The sequence below is a fragment of the Blautia sp. AM47-4 genome (genome assembly GCF_003479865.1).
Taxonomy (GTDB): domain Bacteria; phylum Bacillota; class Clostridia; order Lachnospirales; family Lachnospiraceae; genus Fusicatenibacter; species Fusicatenibacter saccharivorans.
In genome coordinates this window covers 84,524-101,777 of the sequence record NZ_QUHY01000001.1, presented here as the reverse complement: position 1 = coordinate 101,777, position 17,254 = coordinate 84,524, and the positions used below count along the sequence as shown (strand labels likewise).

The 17,254-nt window shown below is 49.4% G+C and carries 6 protein-coding genes and 2 pseudogenes; all 8 read right to left on the bottom strand.

Annotated elements, in window-relative coordinates:
* Positions 1-48: 48 nt before the first annotated feature.
* Positions 49-1,125 (bottom strand): polysaccharide deacetylase family protein, encoded by a 1,077-nt coding sequence (locus DW965_RS00420; protein ID WP_158568314.1) that lies wholly within the window; start codon positions 1,123-1,125, stop codon positions 49-51.
* A 395-nt stretch (positions 1,126-1,520) separates the two neighbouring features.
* Positions 1,521-2,747 (bottom strand): hypothetical protein, encoded by a 1,227-nt coding sequence (locus DW965_RS00415; protein ID WP_147342469.1) that lies wholly within the window; start codon positions 2,745-2,747, stop codon positions 1,521-1,523.
* A 159-nt stretch (positions 2,748-2,906) separates the two neighbouring features.
* Positions 2,907-3,140: a hypothetical protein gene (locus DW965_RS00410; RefSeq protein WP_117804634.1), complete on the bottom strand. Its 234-nt coding sequence runs from the start codon at positions 3,138-3,140 to the stop codon at positions 2,907-2,909.
* A 129-nt stretch (positions 3,141-3,269) separates the two neighbouring features.
* Positions 3,270-6,985 (bottom strand): annotated as a pseudogene (gene rpoC / locus DW965_RS00405) (DNA-directed RNA polymerase subunit beta').
* 38 nt (positions 6,986-7,023) lie between these two features.
* Positions 7,024-10,861: pseudogene (gene rpoB / locus DW965_RS21900) on the bottom strand (DNA-directed RNA polymerase subunit beta).
* 350 nt (positions 10,862-11,211) lie between these two features.
* Entirely contained in the window at positions 11,212-12,762 is a 1,551-nt protein-coding gene (locus DW965_RS00395) for a carboxylesterase/lipase family protein (protein WP_117761434.1), read from the bottom strand.
* Positions 12,763-12,927: 165 nt separating this feature from the next.
* On the bottom strand, positions 12,928-15,426 hold the full coding sequence (locus tag DW965_RS00390; RefSeq protein WP_158582767.1) for a GH39 family glycosyl hydrolase: 2,499 nt from the start codon (positions 15,424-15,426) through the stop codon (positions 12,928-12,930).
* Positions 15,427-15,526: 100 nt separating this feature from the next.
* A complete protein-coding gene (locus DW965_RS00385; protein WP_119197886.1) occupies positions 15,527-16,921 on the bottom strand; it encodes an MFS transporter in 1,395 nt (464 codons plus the stop codon).
* Positions 16,922-17,254: the final 333 nt, after the last annotated feature.

The following is a 17,254-nucleotide window of genomic DNA, read 5'->3' as shown; positions in this document are numbered from 1 at the left end:
GATTCGAGAGTAAACCGGCGGTTCTTTGTCGTTTTTCCATTCTGTTTTCTATTCGTTTGTCGTTCCGCCATGGAAGCCGTAATACGTCTCTCCCGCTGCAAGATCCACGCCGTTTGCCGCTGCAAGAGTATGAATCGTGACAAGCTCATACCCGCGGTTGATCAGCTCCGGCACGATCGTTGCACACGATTCTACGGTCGTCTCGTGGATATCATGCATCAGGATAATGTCTCCCGGGCTTACACTGTCGAGAACGGCGCTGATGTTTGCCTGTACATTTTTCGTCTGCCAGTCCAGGGTATCGACATCCCACATGATGCTCGGGCGGCCGATAGATGCGAGCAGTTCATCGGTGCTGTTTCCATACGGGAAACGGATGACAGTTGCACCCTGTCCGTTGTTGTACTGGGCGATCAGATCATCCGTCATCTGGAACTGGGCAAGGCCGTCGTCGGTGCTCAGTTCTTTCATATTCGGATGCGCATAGGAGTGGTTTCCAAGCTCACAGCCGATCGCCGCCATACGCGGGATCACATCTGCACCGTATTTTTCCACATTGCTGCCGAGCATAAAGAACGTCGCCTGTGCCCCGTACTGCTCCAGCGTATCGAGAAGCGTGCTGGTATAGACGCCTGGGCCGTCATCAAAGGTCAGGGCTACCATCATCGAGCCGTTGCGGTCTGGCTGGTAAACACCCTGGTCATCAAAGTAACAGCCTTTTCCGCCGATCGCTTTCCAGCCGGTCGCCATGTAACCATTGGAATCAAAATGGTACTGGTTTCCGTCGATATCTGCCCAGCCGTTGACGTAGTACGTTGTGGCATCCGTTGCGTACCACCAGCCCGACGAGCTGTACTGCCATCCCGGCGTCTCATTCGGCGGCGTGGTCTCCGCAAGCTTCTTAATTCCCGCATTTCCCGATCCGTCCTCCGCCTCCGGCGCCGTCTCGCTCACCGTCTTTGCGGCTGTGTCATTACTCAGTACAATTCCTTTTTTCGCAAGCTGCGCTCCCGCAAATTTCCAGATAAGCGCAAGAAAAAGAAGGCCGATTACCACACACAGGGAAATCCGTGATACTTTCTGCATCATCTGTCTGCGGCGCATCTGCTTTCTTCTCTGTTTCAATGATTTTCTTTCCATATGATCTGTTTATACTCCATCGTCCCGCCCCTTTGCGGAACTTTCTTCCATCGTAACACAAACGTTTTTCGACATTTTTCTACTTACTATCATAACGTGATCTGACCTAAGATGCAAGGCACAAATTCTTACATTTTTCCACTTCTGGTAAATTAATGTTTATCGTTTCTTAACATCTTGTCACAAAAAAAGAGTGACTCTGCACCCATGGTAAAAGCGGATACAAAATCACTCTTTGTCACTCTCTTTTAAAAAACCTGGTTTCTTTCTGGTGCTTTGCCACCAAATCACAGGTCTTCCACCTGTCCAGCCTGATTATCCTCTCTGCTTAAGAGTAACTGCAAAATTTTAACGTTGCCAGAACAACAGAAGCAAACACCTTATGCCTCATGTCCTATTTTAGTCAGGAAATCGCTGCCCATCACCCATTTTTCGTTTTCCAGCGTCACAACGGACTCGAGTTTCCAGGTGACGGTCTCTATTTTGGTTTTGCGGAAGAAATGGAGGAAACGGGTTCGTCGCTCGATCGCAGCGGTCACGTTGGTTTCGATCTTCATCTGGTTGGATTCGTTGGTTACGGTTGTGGAGACGCTGCTCACGGTGATGCTGGTGATTCCGGTGTTGGTGTCGCTGTTCAGGTAGGCATCGCAGAGCTGCTGGTACTGTTCTTTGGCGGTTTTCTGTACGGCGGTGTCGGCGGAAAATTCATTTTTGATGGTGCTGAAGGATTTTCCGGCGGCTGCGGCTGTGAATACCTTGTCCAGGGACTCTTCTGCGCGGTCGGCGATGGTTTTGCCGGTGGAATCGTTGAGTTTTAAATCCGGCAGGAATTCCATGCTGCTGTTGTCCTGCACGAGGACGATCTCGCGGTATGGGTCTTTCTGTTTTTCGGTCAGTTCAATGGTGTGGCCGCCGAGGAAGAGATACGGGATTTTGTAGATGCTGACGTTATCTGCCGTCTCTTTTAAATACTTTTTCCCGACCTGCACGCCGTCCAGATAGAACGAGGCATCCGCCGGGACGGTGATTTCGACATCCGTCACGCAGCTGTCTTTCGGCACAACGTACCACTCTTTGAAGTTCCATTTTACGGTATCCCCGGCGGCGATCTCCAATGTTTCTTCCTGCGAGTCGCTCATGCCTTTTAACGTGTACCGCACAGTATAAATCCTGTTTTCCCCGGTCTCAAGATTCTGTTTTCTGCGCATGAAAAAGCTCTTGATCTCCGGTGTTCCCTGCCCGTCAGTGCCGTCCTGTTTTGCTTTCCAGGTCATTGCATTGACGTAGTTCTTCCGCGACAGAAACGTGCTGTCCGGGAACTGGCATACATCGTATGCACTGTTCCAGTCTCCTGCCAGGCATGCTTCCACGTAATTCCGTCCTGCCGCCTGCGGCGCATACAGATACGCGCCTGCCATAAAAAATACGGCGCACAGAATCAGAAACAGACTGAGATTCACGATCAGAATCCGCAGACTCATCGGCAGATCACGAAATTTTGCCGCCCGTATTTTCACAGAAAGCTCCGTCGTCTCTTCTCCATCTTTTTCCACATGGCGGAATTTTTTTCCTTTTCTTTTCCACTCTTGGAGCATAGTTTTCCTCATCTTTTCCTCTTTATTTGGTAATTATTCAGAGCCATGCGAAATGGAAGAAAAAATTGCGAATCATGCTTGCATGAATGAGCAGTTTTTTCTGGAATTTCATATGGCGACAAGCCACATCGAGATGCAGCGTAAGCGGAATCGAGATGGGGCTCTGAATAATTACCTTGTTTCTTCCACCGAATACGTATGCACCCGGTCACTCGTCTGGCTGTATGCCTCGCCTTCCGCATAATACTCCTGCGACGTCGTGGAAAAACGCGTAATCGTCTCTTTCACACGCTCCCCCGTCGTTCCCTGATGAAGAAACAGCCCCACGATCATCAGAATCGCAAACACATTCAGAATCAGTACCGCCGCATTTGCCACGATGCCAGGTAATTTTTTTATCCACATAGGCTTCCCTCTTTTCTGTCTCCATTGTAACAAAATGCTCCCGAAAATACAAGGAAAGCAGAGACCCCGGCGAACCGGAAATTCTCTGCTTTCCACAAATGACATATTTATTTTTTAACCTGAAAGGGTTTACTCCTCGGTATCATCCTTTGACGGAATCATTTCCTCAAAGTCGAAGTCAAGCATCGGCTCTTCCTCTTCAGCTGACGGTTCTTCAACCGGAGCTTCTGCTGCCGGAGCATCGTCCTCAAGATCTTCGGTCAGAATCAGATCCTCGTCCTCTTCTTCCTCGATCATGCTGTCGGTATTCAGATGAATGTTGCTGTAACACTTCATACCGGTACCGGCCGGGATCGGTTTACCGATGATAACGTTCTCTTTTAAGCCCACCAGATGGTCAACCTTACCCTTGATAGCAGCGTCGGTCAGAACCTTGGTGGTCTCCTGGAAGGATGCTGCGGACAGGAAGGAATCGGATGCCAGGGATGCTTTGGTGATACCAAGCAGTACCTGTTTTCCTTCTGCCGGCTCTTTGCCTTCTGCGATCAGAGCTTTGTTGGTCTCGTCGTAATCCAGGAAGTCTACCATGTCGCCCGGAAGGAATTCGGTATCTCCGTTTTCCTCGATGCGGATCTTCTTCAGCATCTGGCGAACGATAACCTCGATATGCTTATCGTTGATTTCTACACCCTGCAGACGGTAAACTCGCTGTACCTCGCGGATCATGTAATCCTGAACGGCACGTACACCTTTGATCTTCAGGATATCATGCGGGTTGACAGAACCCTCGGTCAGCTCGTCTCCGGCTTCCAGAACTGTTCCGTCTGCGATCTTAATACGGGATCCGTAAGGGATCAGGTATGTCTTGGATACGCCGTCTTCCGGATTGGTAACAACGATTTCGCGTTTCTTCTTGGTGTCTTTGATCTGTGCAACACCGGCGATTTCGGTGATGATGGCAAGTCCTTTCGGCTTTCTTGCTCGAAAAGCTCCTCGACACGAGGAAGACCCTGTGTGATATCTCCACCGGCAACACCACCGGTATGGAAGGTACGCATGGTCAGCTGTGTACCAGGCTCACCGATCGACTGTGCTGCGATAATTCCGACAGACTCACCAACCTGTACTGCCTCGCCGGTTGCCATGTTGGCACCATAGCATTTTGCGCAGATTCCGTTACCGGAACGGCAGGTAAGAATGGTACGGATTTTTACTTTTGTATAATGCTCACCGTTCTCGTTGATGCCGTCTTTGATGACACGGGCAGCACGTTTCGGGGTGATCATATGGTTTGCTTTTACAATGACGTTGCCGTCCTTGTCTTTGATCGTCTCGCAGGAGAAACGGCCTGTGATACGATCCTGCAGACTCTCGATCTGCTCTTTTCCGTCTGTGAACTCGCTGACCCACATACCCGGAATTTCGTCCTTGCCCTCGGCACAGTCGATTTCACGGATGATCAGGTCCTGAGAAACGTCTACCAGACGACGGGTCAGGTAACCAGAGTCGGCGGTACGAAGCGCGGTATCGGACATACCTTTTCGTGCTCCATGTGCGGACATGAAGTATTCCAGTACCTGAAGACCTTCACGGAAGTTTGACTTGATCGGCAGCTCGATGGTATGTCCGGTTGTATCGGCCATCAGTCCTCGCATACCGGCCAGCTGTTTGATCTGCTTATCGGAACCACGGGCTCCGGAGTCAGCCATCATGAAGATGTTGTTGTATTTATCCAGTCCGTCGAGCAGTGCTTTTGTCAGCGCATCGTCGGTCTTCTTCCAGGTATCTACAACCTCTTTGTAACGCTCTTCGTCTGTAATCAGACCACGTTTGAAGTTTCTTGTAATCTTGTCTACCGTTGCCTGTGCTTCGGCGAGCATCTCCGGCTTCTGCGGCGGCACGGTCATATCGGAAATGGATACGGTCATGGCTGCACGGGTGGAGTATTTATATCCGGTTGCCTTGATATAGTCCAGAACCTCTGCGGTCTTGGTAGCTCCGTGTGTATTGATGACTTTTTCCAGAATCTGTTTCAGCTGTTTCTTTGCAACGAGGAAATCAACCTCAAGCGCAAGCTCGTTACCCGGAACCGTACGGTCTACGTATCCCAGATCCTGCGGCAGAATCTCATTGAAGAGGAATCTTCCGAGTGTGGAGCTTACGTTCTGCTGCATTACAGTACCATCTTCCATCTCTTTTTCGCAGCGGATGGTAATCTTGGTCTGCAGGGTAATGTATCCGTTCTCGTATGCCAGGATGGCTTCGTTCATATCGCGGAAGAAGCTTCCTTCGCCCTTCTCGCCCGGACGCTCCTGTGTCAGATAGTAGATACCAAGAACCATATCCTGGGAAGGAACGGCTACCGGACCACCATCGGACGGTTTCAGCAGGTTGTTCGGAGAAAGAAGCATGAAACGGCACTCTGCCTGCGCTTCTACAGACAGCGGCAGATGGACAGCCATCTGGTCACCGTCGAAGTCGGCGTTGAATGCGGTACAAACCAGCGGGTGCAGCTTAATCGCTTTACCTTCTACCAGAATCGGCTCGAACGCCTGGATACCCAGACGATGCAGGGTAGGGGCACGGTTCAGCATAACCGGATGCTCTTTGATGACGTCCTCGAGAACGTCCCATACCTGCGGCTCGAGTTTCTCGACCATTTTCTTTGCATTTTTGATGTTATGTGCAGTGCCGTTGGAAACCAGCTCTTTCATAACGAACGGTTTAAACAGCTCGATTGCCATTTCTTTCGGCAGACCGCACTGGTAAATCTTCAGTTCCGGTCCTACGACGATAACAGAACGGCCGGAGTAGTCAACACGTTTACCAAGAAGGTTCTGACGGAAACGGCCGGATTTACCTTTCAGCATGTCGGACAGAGATTTCAGAGGACGGTTTCCAGGACCGGTTACCGGACGGCCGCGGCGGCCGTTGTCGATCAGGGCATCAACTGCCTCCTGGAGCATACGTTTCTCGTTGCGCACGATGATATCCGGTGCACCGAGCTCCAGCAGTCTCTTCAGACGGTTGTTACGGTTGATGATACGGCGGTACAGATCATTCAGGTCGGATGTTGCAAAACGTCCTCCGTCAAGCTGTACCATAGGACGCAGATCCGGCGGAATAACCGGAACCGCATCAAGAATCATCCACTCCGGACGGTTTCCGGACTCACGGAATGCCTCAACAACCTCAAGTCTCTTGATGATGCGGGCTCTCTTCTGTCCGGTAGAATCTTTAAGACCTGCCTTTAATTCAGCAGACTCTTTTTCCAGATCGATTGCCATCAGAAGCTCTTTGATGGATTCCGCACCCATACCTGCACGGAAGCTGTTTCCGAACTCCTCTCTGGCATCCTGGTATTCTTTCTCGGTCAGAACCTGTTTGTACTGTAATTTGGTATCGCCTGCATCAAGAACGATGTAGTTTGCGAAATACAGAACCTTTTCCAGAGTTCTCGGAGACAGATCCAGGATCAGTCCCATACGGGACGGAATTCCTTTGAAATACCAGATGTGGGATACCGGAGCTGCCAGCTCAATGTGTCCCATACGCTCACGGCGCACACTGGATTTTGTTACTTCTACGCCGCATCGGTCGCAGATTACGCCTTTGTAGCGAATTTTCTTATATTTACCGCAATGGCACTCCCAGTCTTTGCTTGGTCCGAAGATTCTTTCACAGAACAGACCGTCTTTTTCCGGTTTCAGCGTTCTGTAGTTGATGGTCTCCGGTTTTTTTACCTCGCCATGGGACCACTCCCGGATTTTCTCCGGGGAGGCAAGTCCTATTTTGATGGCATCAAAGCTCATCTGGTAATTTTCTTTTTTTGCTGTTTCTGGCATTTGATTACCCCTTTCCTCGCAAAGCGAAGATCTACAAGTTACATGTCATCATCTGAACTTTCATCCAGATCAAGATAAGAGTCTTCTTCTTCATCCTCTTCCACATCTACCATTTCTTCTCCGTCAAACTCTTTCTTGGAGAATCCATAGTCACCAAATCTCTCGTCCTCTCTGTCAGAGTAACGGTCTCCCTCGATGATGTGGTTCAGATTGGTATCACCGTAATCAACTGATTCCATAATTTTAACTTCGGTATTGTCATCACGCAGTACGCGGACATCGAGTGCCAGGGACTGCAGCTCTTTCAACAATACTTTGAAGGATTCCGGAATACCAGGCTCCGGAATATTGTCGCCCTTGATGATGGCTTCGTATGTCTTCACACGGCCAACCACATCGTCAGACTTCACAGTCAGGATCTCCTGCAGCGTGTAGGATGCACCGTACGCCTCAAGAGCCCAAACCTCCATCTCTCCGAAACGCTGTCCACCGAACTGAGCTTTACCACCCAGCGGCTGCTGTGTAACGAGGGAGTATGGGCCGGTAGAACGTGCATGGATCTTATCGTCTACCAGGTGATGCAGTTTCAGGTAATGCATGTGTCCGATGGTGGTTCTTCCATCAAACGGCTCACCGGTACGTCCGTCGCGGAGCTGTACCTTACCGTCTCTTGCGATATCAACGCCCTTCCACAGTTCTCTGTGATCCAGGTGCTCTTCCAAGTACTGATATACTTCCGGAAGCAGAACATCTTTATATTTCTCGGAGAATGCATCCCATTCCATGTTTACATAATCGTTTGCCAGTTCCAGGGTATCCTGAATATCTTTCTCGTTTGCGCCGTCGAAAATCGGGGTGGATACGTTAAATCCAGCGCTGCTGCTGCAAGGCTCAGGTGGATCTCCAGCACCTGTCCGATGTTCATACGGGACGGCACACCCAGAGGGTTCAGCACGATGTCCAGCGGACGTCCGTTCGGCAGGAACGGCATATCCTCTACAGGAAGTACACGGGAAACGACACCCTTGTTTCCGTGACGACCAGCCATCTTATCGCCGACAGAGATTTTTCTCTTCTGTGCGATGTAGATGCGGACTGCCTGGTTTACTCCAGGAGAAAGTTCGTCGCCGTTTTCACGGGTAAATACTTTGGCGTCCACGATGATACCATACTCACCGTGCGGTACTTTCAGGGAAGTATCACGTACTTCTCTTGCTTTCTCGCCAAAGATGGCACGGAGCAGACGCTCCTCTGCGGTCAGCTCGGTTTCTCCCTTCGGAGTTACTTTTCCGACCAGAATATCACCGGCACGTACCTCTGCACCGATGCGGATGATTCCACGCTCGTCCAGGTCTTTTAAGGCTTCATCGCCGACGCCCGGAACGTCTTTTGTGATCTCTTCCGGTCCAAGCTTGGTGTCACGGGCCTCTGCCTCGTACTCCTCGATGTGGATGGAAGTGTAAACATCATCCTGTACCAGACGCTCGCTAAGAAGAACGGCGTCCTCGTAGTTATATCCTTCCCAGGTCATAAATCCGATCAGCGGGTTTTTACCAAGAGCAAGCTCGCCCTGGTAAGTAGACGGACCGTCTGCGATTACTTCGCCGGCCTCTACATGGTCACCTTTAAATACGATCGGTTTCTGGTTGTAGCAGTTGCTCTGGTTGCTTCGCATGAATTTGGTCAGATGGTAAACATCTTTTGTTCCGTCATCATTGTTCATGCGGATCTCGTTGGAGCAGGAATAGGAAATGGTTCCTGCTTTTTTTGCAACGACGCAGACACCGGAGTCTACGGCTGCTTTTGCTTCGATACCGGTTCCTACAACAGGAGCATCGGTGATCATCAGCGGTACGGCCTGACGCTGCATGTTGGATCCCATCAGCGCACGGTTCGCATCGTCGTTCTGAAGGAACGGGATCAGCGCCGTAGCAACGGAGAATACCATCTTCGGAGACACGTCCATGTAATCAAACATGTGCGGCTCGTAGGACTGGGTCTCATCCAGATAACGTCCGGAAACGTTCTTGTTGAGGAAGTGTCCTTCTGCATCCAGCGGCTCATTTGCCTGTGCTACATGGTAATTATCCTCTTCATCTGCGGTCATGTAGACTACTTCGTCGGTAACACGCGGATTTTTCGGATCTGATTTGTCAATTCTTCTGTATGGAGCCTCAACGAAGCCATACTCGTTGATGCGCGCATACGATGCCAGAGAGTTGATCAGACCGATGTTCGGTCCCTCAGGAGTCTCGATCGGGCACATTCTTCCGTAATGGGAGTAGTGTACGTCTCGAACCTCGAATCCGGCACGGTCACGGGACAGACCGCCAGGTCCAAGGGCGGAAAGACGTCTCTTGTGCGTCAGCTCTCCAAGCGGGTTATTCTGATCCATGAACTGGGACAGCTGGGAAGATCCGAAGAACTCTTTGATTGCAGCTGTAACCGGTTTGATATTGATCAGGGACTGCGGAGAAATTCCGTCGATGTCCTGTGTTGTCATGCGCTCACGTACCACACGCTCCATACGGGACAGACCGATGCGGTACTGGTTCTGAAGCAGCTCACCTACGGCACGGATTCTACGGTTGCCAGGTGGTCGATATCATCGGCATTTCCTGCGCCGTATTCCAGATGCATGTTGTAGTTGATGGAAGCGAAAATATCTTCCTTTGTGATATGTTTCGGAATCAGGTCGTGAATGTCACGTTTGATCGCCTGTTTGATCTCTTCGATATCGGTATTTTCCTCCAGGATCTTTTCCAGAACCGGATAGTATACTTTCTCGTTGATGCCAAGTTCTTCCTCGTCAACATCTACCCATGCTTTCAGATCTACCATTAAGTTGGAAAGAACTTTTACGTTTCTCTCCTCTGTCTGAATCCATACATACGGTACTGCTGCGTTCTGAATCTTGTCTGCGAGTTCCAGAGTAACGGTGGTGCCTTTTTCTGCAAGGATTTCACCGGTGGACGGATCTACAACATCCTCAGCGAGGATCTGGTTGCGGATACGGCTGCGCAGTGCAAGTTTCTTGTTGAATTTATAACGGCCTACCTTTGCCAGGTCATAGCGACGCGGGTCAAAGAACATGCTCATGATGAGGCTCTCTGCATTTTCTACTGCGAGAGGCTCGCCCGGACGAATTTTCTTGTACAGCTCGAGAAGACCTTCCTGATAGTTGGTGGAAGTATCTTTGGTGAAGCTTGCAAGAATCTTCGGCTCTTCACCGAACAGCTCTACGATCTCTGCATTGGAGCTTACTCCAAGTGCACGGATGAGGACTGTGATCGGAACTTTTCTGGTACGGTCTACGCGGACATAGAAGACGTCGTTGGAATCGGTCTCGTACTCCAGCCATGCTCCACGGTTCGGGATTACGGTACAGGAGAACAGTCTCTTTCCGAGCTTATCATGTGCGATGCCGTAATAAATACCAGGGGAACGTACCAGCTGGCTGACGATTACTCGCTCTGCACCATTGATAACGAATGTTCCTGTTGCTGTCATCAACGGCAGATCACCCATGAAAATTTCGTGCTCTGTGATCTCGTCTTTTTCCTTATTATATAATCTTACTTTTACCTTTAACGGTGCCGCATAAGTAGCGTCACGCTGTTTACACTCTTCGATTGAGTATTTTACGTCATCTTCACACAGTGTAAAGTCTACGAATTCAAGGCTCAGCCGTCCGCCGTAGTCGGAGATTGGTGAAATGTCATCAAAGACTTCCTTGAGTCCGCTTCTCAGGAACCAGTCATAGGAATCCTTCTGGACTTCAATCAAGTTGGGCATTTCCAATACTTCTTTTTGTCTCTGGTAACTCATTCGCATACTTTTTCCGGTAGGTATCGGACGTATTCTGTTTTTCTCCATTGACGTTGTCACCCCTTGTGTTATAATATATTTATTACCGCTCATGCCTGAACAAAAGGTTTTAGGCATATCTTGCCATAATAGTGCATTTTCTAGATTATCATGTTTTTTCAAGTGTGTCAACAAAACAGATTGTATTTTTTTCAGTACAATCTGTTTTTTACTGGTTTTTCTTCCGTGACCCTGTTAGAATAATACTTTAGATGTGATTGAAAGCACCGAATTTTCAGAAAAAACCGCCTGTTTGATTTTTTTATTTTTCAAATCAAACAGGCGGTTTTTTTATTCTAATTTTTTAATATTTCAGAGCTCCATCCCGATTTCGCTTATGCCGCGTCGAATCGTTCTTTTTAATGCTGAATATTGTCAGCCATCATGTCCATAAAGCTCCATGGTTTCAGAACTTTGTTGATCTCTGCAAACACTTTATCATCGTAGTTGTGTTTTACTTCCGTTTTGCGGTCAAACACCATGGTATCCGCATCCTCTGCTTCTACTTCCGGCCAGTGCGGGAGTCCGGCATGATCCGGGGTGCCGTTCTTTGCGAAGGCAAGAAGTGCTCCGAAGATTTCGCTTTCCAGTTTATCGCTGACATCCGGGATGCCACAAATTTCTACGAGATCTGCGTTTCCGAAGAAATATGGGATATCGGAGCAGTGCCATGCCGGCTTGCCGTGCTGGAACGGGAATTCCAGAGCGAAGTTGTAGAGATATGCTTTGCCGCCGCCTTTTGCGAACAGTTTGGCAAGTTTTACGGTCGGCTCACGCATTGCACGGTCGATGGCAAGAACATCTACGCCGTTCTTCTCCGGATATGCTTCTTTGAAAGCGTCCAGAACCTTTTCGGCATTGTCTCCATAAACCTTTTTGAGGATTTCCAGAATCTCTTCCGCTGTCAGTTTGTTCTTATCATAAGCTGCCGGTGCAAACGTTGCGAACTCGCCGTATACGGTTCCGATCATCATCGGAATCTGATGTGCATGCTCACGGAAGCCTGCGTCGAATGGATTTCCATAGAAGTAATCGCCCTTTTTCGGGCCGCCGCCGATGTAGCCGCCACTCTGTGCAATCGCCGGAGCCACTTTTGCATATGCAGCAGCAAGCTGCGGATACGGTACAGTTTCCAGCTGAGCCACATCGTCAAAGCCGAGCGCTTTCATCATTGCCGTAATAATCTCCGTGCCGTCTTTCTCTCCTGCGCCGAGCGGATCGTCCTCCATAACACCGCTCATGACAAGGCCTTTCTGGAACAGGCCGTCTGCTGATGGAATCTGCATCAGGTCAATCACCTTCATTCCGCCGCCGGACTGGCCGAAAATGGTTACATTCTCCGGATCGCCGCCGAACAGGGCAATATTGTCATGTACCCACTGCAGGGCTGCCACCATATCGGCGTGGCCTGCGTTTGCGGAGTTTTTGTATTTTTCCCCAAACGGAGACAGATCCAGATATCCTAAAATATTCAGTCTGTGGTTGACAGAAACAAGAATCGAATCACCTTTCTTTGCGATGCTGACGCCGTCATACGCAACCTGCTCGATGGAAGATCCCGCTGCGTATCCACCGCCGTGGAACCATACGAGAACCGGTTTTTTGGCTTCCGGATCAAGTTTGTTTGTCCAGATATTTAAGGACTGGCAGTGCTCATCCTGCGGCCAGTAGCGGTGCGGAACCATAAGCTCGCCGTTCGGTGTATCTTGGTTCTGAAGCGGGCATACAAAGCCGTAGTTTGTCGCATCCTTCACGCCATCCCATTTGGACGGAACCGGCATCTGGAAACGGTCTGCGTATGCATACGGAATTCCTTTGTAAATGTAAACACCGTCATAAAAATAACCTTTTAAATCGCCGGATGTGGTATGCAGCACCGGCACGCCATCGTAATCAAATATTTTCCCCATTTTGAAATACCTCTTTTCTGTAGAATTTAGCATTTATGTTGTTTTCAGTATAAACAATATTTTCGTCCTTTTCTACTCGAATTGTCGCAAGATCTTCTTATATTGTTGCTTTTTTTCCACTCTTTCTCTGTATTCTCCCACCGCGAGTGCAATTTTTTGAAGATTTTACAGAATCTGCTCCACCTCAATCAGCGCCGTCTCGTGCGGCTCCAGGCGTTCCTGCACCGTGAGGCTGCCTTCCGGGTCGGTTTCCTGCTCCCAGACACGGTATTCCGGGTCCGCACTGTGGCACAGCATCGCGCGCTCCATCCGGTTCATCCGCTCCGGAGCTCCCATCCGCACCCACGCATCGTAGCTGCTGCCGTGCTCTTTTGTCACTTTATACAGCCGCAGGCAATATTTTCCCGGTTCCAGTCCGGTCAGTTTCACTGAAAAGGTCCGGATTTCCCCCATATTGAATACGCGGTAACGATCCGTGCGGGAAATATTCACGGCATGGCGGTAGCGGTACAGCATATCGTAGTGAACATAGTTGTACAGGTAAATCTGGCTTTGGTTTTTCTCCGGCTCCGTGCTGATAAAATAGCCGTCCCCACGCTTCACCAGACGAGATCCCATTCTGCCGAGCAGCCGCAGCGCAGTGCAGACCGCCTTTGGAATGCCGTTCATCGTGAACAGCCCAAAACCTCCATGATACGTTTCCCGCGCCGGAAATACTTCATCCAAACGGTCATTGACCGAGAAATACGCAATTCCCTGCAGCGCCTCTTCATTTTCCAGAAGATTTTTAAACAGCCATGCCGCTTTATAACAGGTATCGTTGCACAGATCCCTCTGCCAGATGTTGCTGCTGCACTCATCCACCAGAACCGGCAGTGCACCAAGCCCAGCCTTCTGCAGCAGACCTTTTACCTTCTCCCCGCGGTTCCGCAGAAAATCCGGGTCGCGGCTCACAATCATATTGACGCTCTCGTTGTTCTGGATCAGATTCATTTTCTCCTCTTCCTCTCCATAGATCACCGTGCCAAACGAGCGGAATGCAAAAATTTCCGGCACACATTCCTTTTCCTTCATAGTTTCGATAAAGGCTTTGAGATGTTCCTCCGGTCCAAGACCAAAGGAAAGACATGTTACAAGATCCGGGCTCACACGTTTCATCTCCTCGTACGATGCTTTCCACGTCTCAAAGAACTCATCTCCTCCATCAATCGTGATCACGTCTCCGCTGATCCACGGGTTGAAAATCCAGCGCCGCATCTGGTTGATTCCATACCGTTCCCTTAGATGTTCCATCAGGTTTTTGATCAGCATGCGCCACTCAGCCAGATCCCGCGGAGAGCTGCTTAGCGCCGGACGCATCGTTCTTCCCGGGTCTGTTTTTGCCAGCAGCAACGGCATATGGCCGAATTCCAGCAACGGCTTCGCTCCCGTGGAAAGGATGAAATCGATCACCTCATCAATATAGTTCCAGCAGAACTGAATCTCGCCCCACATATTCCGCCGAAATACGCACATATCATCATCAAGAATTCCTTTTACGCGGATCAGCTCATAGCCGAGCTCCTGCACCAGCTGTTCCAGCTCATCCTGCACCTCGCGGTTCAGCACACTTGCCGCATAGCCGGCATTGATCACGCGCTTCCAGTGGCCTGCCACTCTTGGTTTCCGTCCGTTTACTGCCGCTGTCACGGAAACGGCACTCTCATTTATCGTCTCAATCTCCTGCTCCGTGACCGCTGCATACTGCAGGAGACTCTGGAAAATATCATGGTCTCCCGCCGCCTCTTCCCGCTCTTTTCCTTTCTTTTCACGCTGTTTTACTGTATATTCCATCTGCTTCCGGTATTCGCTCGGTGTCATACCGCGGTATTTGCGGAATGCGCGGATCATCGCCGTCTCATTGACAAATCCATTGTGATAGGCAATCTCCGTCAGCGTTGCGCCGCTGTGCATTTCCTGTACGGCATGCGCCAGGCGCACCTGCGTCACGTACTCCCGAAATGATACACCGAAATACTGCGGAAAGCTCCGTGAAATATAGGCACGGCTCAGATAAAGATGATCCGCCAGATCCTCCAGCGTAATCTCTTCCCGGCAATGCTGCAGAATATAGTCTGATGCCCGCTGAATGCGTTCCCTTCCGCCCCGGCCCTGTTCCACCTTTTCCCCGGATGTAAAGTAAAAAAGCAGATCCTCCAGAAGCGCCGTCACACGGCTTTTCATATAGATCGGTTGTTCCTCATTATTCTTGTACATCTCAAGAAAGATCCGTGCCATATCCCGCCGGATCAAATCAAATTTTTCCTGCTGATCTTCCATATAAAAAAACGACTGACATTTGACTTCACATTTCAGCAGCTTAATGTGAAATGAATCAATCGTCTCCGCTGAAACGCAGAGCGACAGAGCAAGTCCGTCTTCGTCCAGATCCAGGTCACAGATCTGAAACCGGTTGATCGCAAAGATAGATCCCATCGGGAGATTGTGAACTTCCCCGTCCTCGTAGCTGACTCTTCCGCTCCCACGAAGCAGAAATAAAAGTTCAAAATCCGGATTCCACAGTTCCCGTTTCTTCTCCGGCCGGAGTAGCCGAAAACGAAATCCCGGCATTTCCTGTTTTGTTCCTTTCAGCATCATGTCTTCGTCTCTGTTGTCTCTTTCCATTTCACACCTCATGATAGATTTTTTTTGTTGTATTGTACCACAAAAAAGGTCCCGCAAAAAGATCTTCTCCTTTTGTGGGACCAATTTTTCGGTTTTTGTTTTAGTATTTTTCTTTTGCTGCCTCTCTTGCCTTCAGTTCTTCCATTACCTGCGGATAAATCTTGTCAAGTTTGTAAAATACATAGAAGAGAATCATAATTGCATAAAACGGAATCGGAACCCACAGATACAGGGTTTTGATTGCAGAAAGTGCACTTGCGGTCTGAGTTGCAGCAAGTCCGTCATAGCCTGCTGCTGAGATAATCCACAGTGCAACGGCGCTCGCAAGTCCGCTTCCCACTTTTGCGCCGAAGGTTGTGGTCGAATACAGCATACCTTCCACACGAGTTCCTGTTTTCCACTCGCCATACTCAATGGTATCGGCTACCATGGCGAAGATGGTTCCTGTCAGAGTTGCAGATCCGACACCTTTGATCAAAGAGCATACCAGAAGCCATGTTCCGTTGGTCGGATTGATAACCATCAGAATCTGTCCTGCAATGCTGAAGAATGTTCCAGCCAGAGCTACATTTCGTTTTCCGTATTTCAGACTGAGCGGTACACAGAACGGCATCAGAATCAACACCGGAATAATGGAAACAGATGAGATAAATCCTGCCATGTTCTCATTCATCAGGATATATTTTGCATAGTAGGTTCCAACCGCACCGCTGGCACCCATGCCAAGGCACATGGTAATCCAGATGCCGCAGAGCAGCAGCCACTGGCTGTTTTTGAAGATCAGTTTCAGAGACTGCACAAAGTTGACTCCTTCTTTCTGCTCGGAAGATACGGTAACACGCTCTTTGGTGTTTTTGAAGCAGACCAGGAACAGAATTGCTGCAACGACTGCGTAAATAGCAGATACGATAATCCAGCTCTTCTGGTGGCTGCTTCCGCCCATTTTGTTGACCAGTGGAAGGGTAGAAGCATTGATGATAAGGGAACCAAACTGTGCCATGAACATACGGAAAACGTTGATGACCGTTCTCTGTCCCTGATCACGGCTCATCAAGGATGTCAGTGCGCCGTAAGGAATGTTGATCATCGTGTAAAGGAAAGTGGTAACGAGGTTATATGTAATCGTTACGTAAATATACTTTCCGACGGTTCCGGTGTTTGGAACGAGAAATACAAGCACACATGCTACGGCAATCGGTATTGCCAGCCATAACAGCCATGGTCTTGCCTTTCCGTATTTCGTTTTGACGCGGTCCATGACATATCCCATGAGCATGTCGGTGACACCGTCTGCAAAACGGGAAAACATCATGATGCTTCCGATGATTGCTGCGTTTAATCCCAGTGCGTCGGTGTAGAAATACGCTACAAATGTGGATGTCAGCACGAGAATCAGGTTACTGGCCAGATCTCCGCATCCGTAGCTGATCTTTTCTTTCGTGCTGATTTTTTCGGTCAGGCTCTGCCTGGCTGAAGTTTGTTCTTTTGCTGCCATTGTTTTGTCCTCCCATACCTTTTTGAGGCTACGGATGAATCTCCTTCTCTCTTCCGCCCTCTTTGCGGCCGTACCATGCGCCTACGACCTTTGTTCTGTTTCTCAGTATAGGGATTTTTGGGGCAATTTTCTACTCACTTTCCACACGCTGTTTCTCATTTTCTTGTCTTTTTCTGTTTTATTATCATGTTTTCATATTTTTTAGTGCAATTATCGATGATGATTCAGGCAAATTATCTCTATACATGCAACCTCATGTACCTTCAAATGTTCCTGAACAGAAAGAACCTGTTCCTCTCCCACCGTTTCCCGCCAGACACGGTACTCCGGATC

What these genes read in the sequence shown, in the direction of transcription:
- DW965_RS00385 (WP_119197886.1), bottom strand. Translation starts at nt 16,921, where the DNA reads ATGGCAGCAAAAGAACAAACTTCAGCCAGGCAGAGCCTGACCGAAAAA.
- DW965_RS00390 (WP_158582767.1), bottom strand. Translation starts at nt 15,426, where the DNA reads ATGGAAAGAGACAACAGAGACGAAGACATGATGCTGAAAGGAACAAAA.
- DW965_RS00395 (WP_117761434.1), bottom strand. Translation starts at nt 12,762, where the DNA reads ATGGGGAAAATATTTGATTACGATGGCGTGCCGGTGCTGCATACCACA.
- DW965_RS00410 (WP_117804634.1), bottom strand. Translation starts at nt 3,140, where the DNA reads ATGTGGATAAAAAAATTACCTGGCATCGTGGCAAATGCGGCGGTACTG.
- DW965_RS00415 (WP_147342469.1), bottom strand. Translation starts at nt 2,747, where the DNA reads ATGAGGAAAACTATGCTCCAAGAGTGGAAAAGAAAAGGAAAAAAATTC.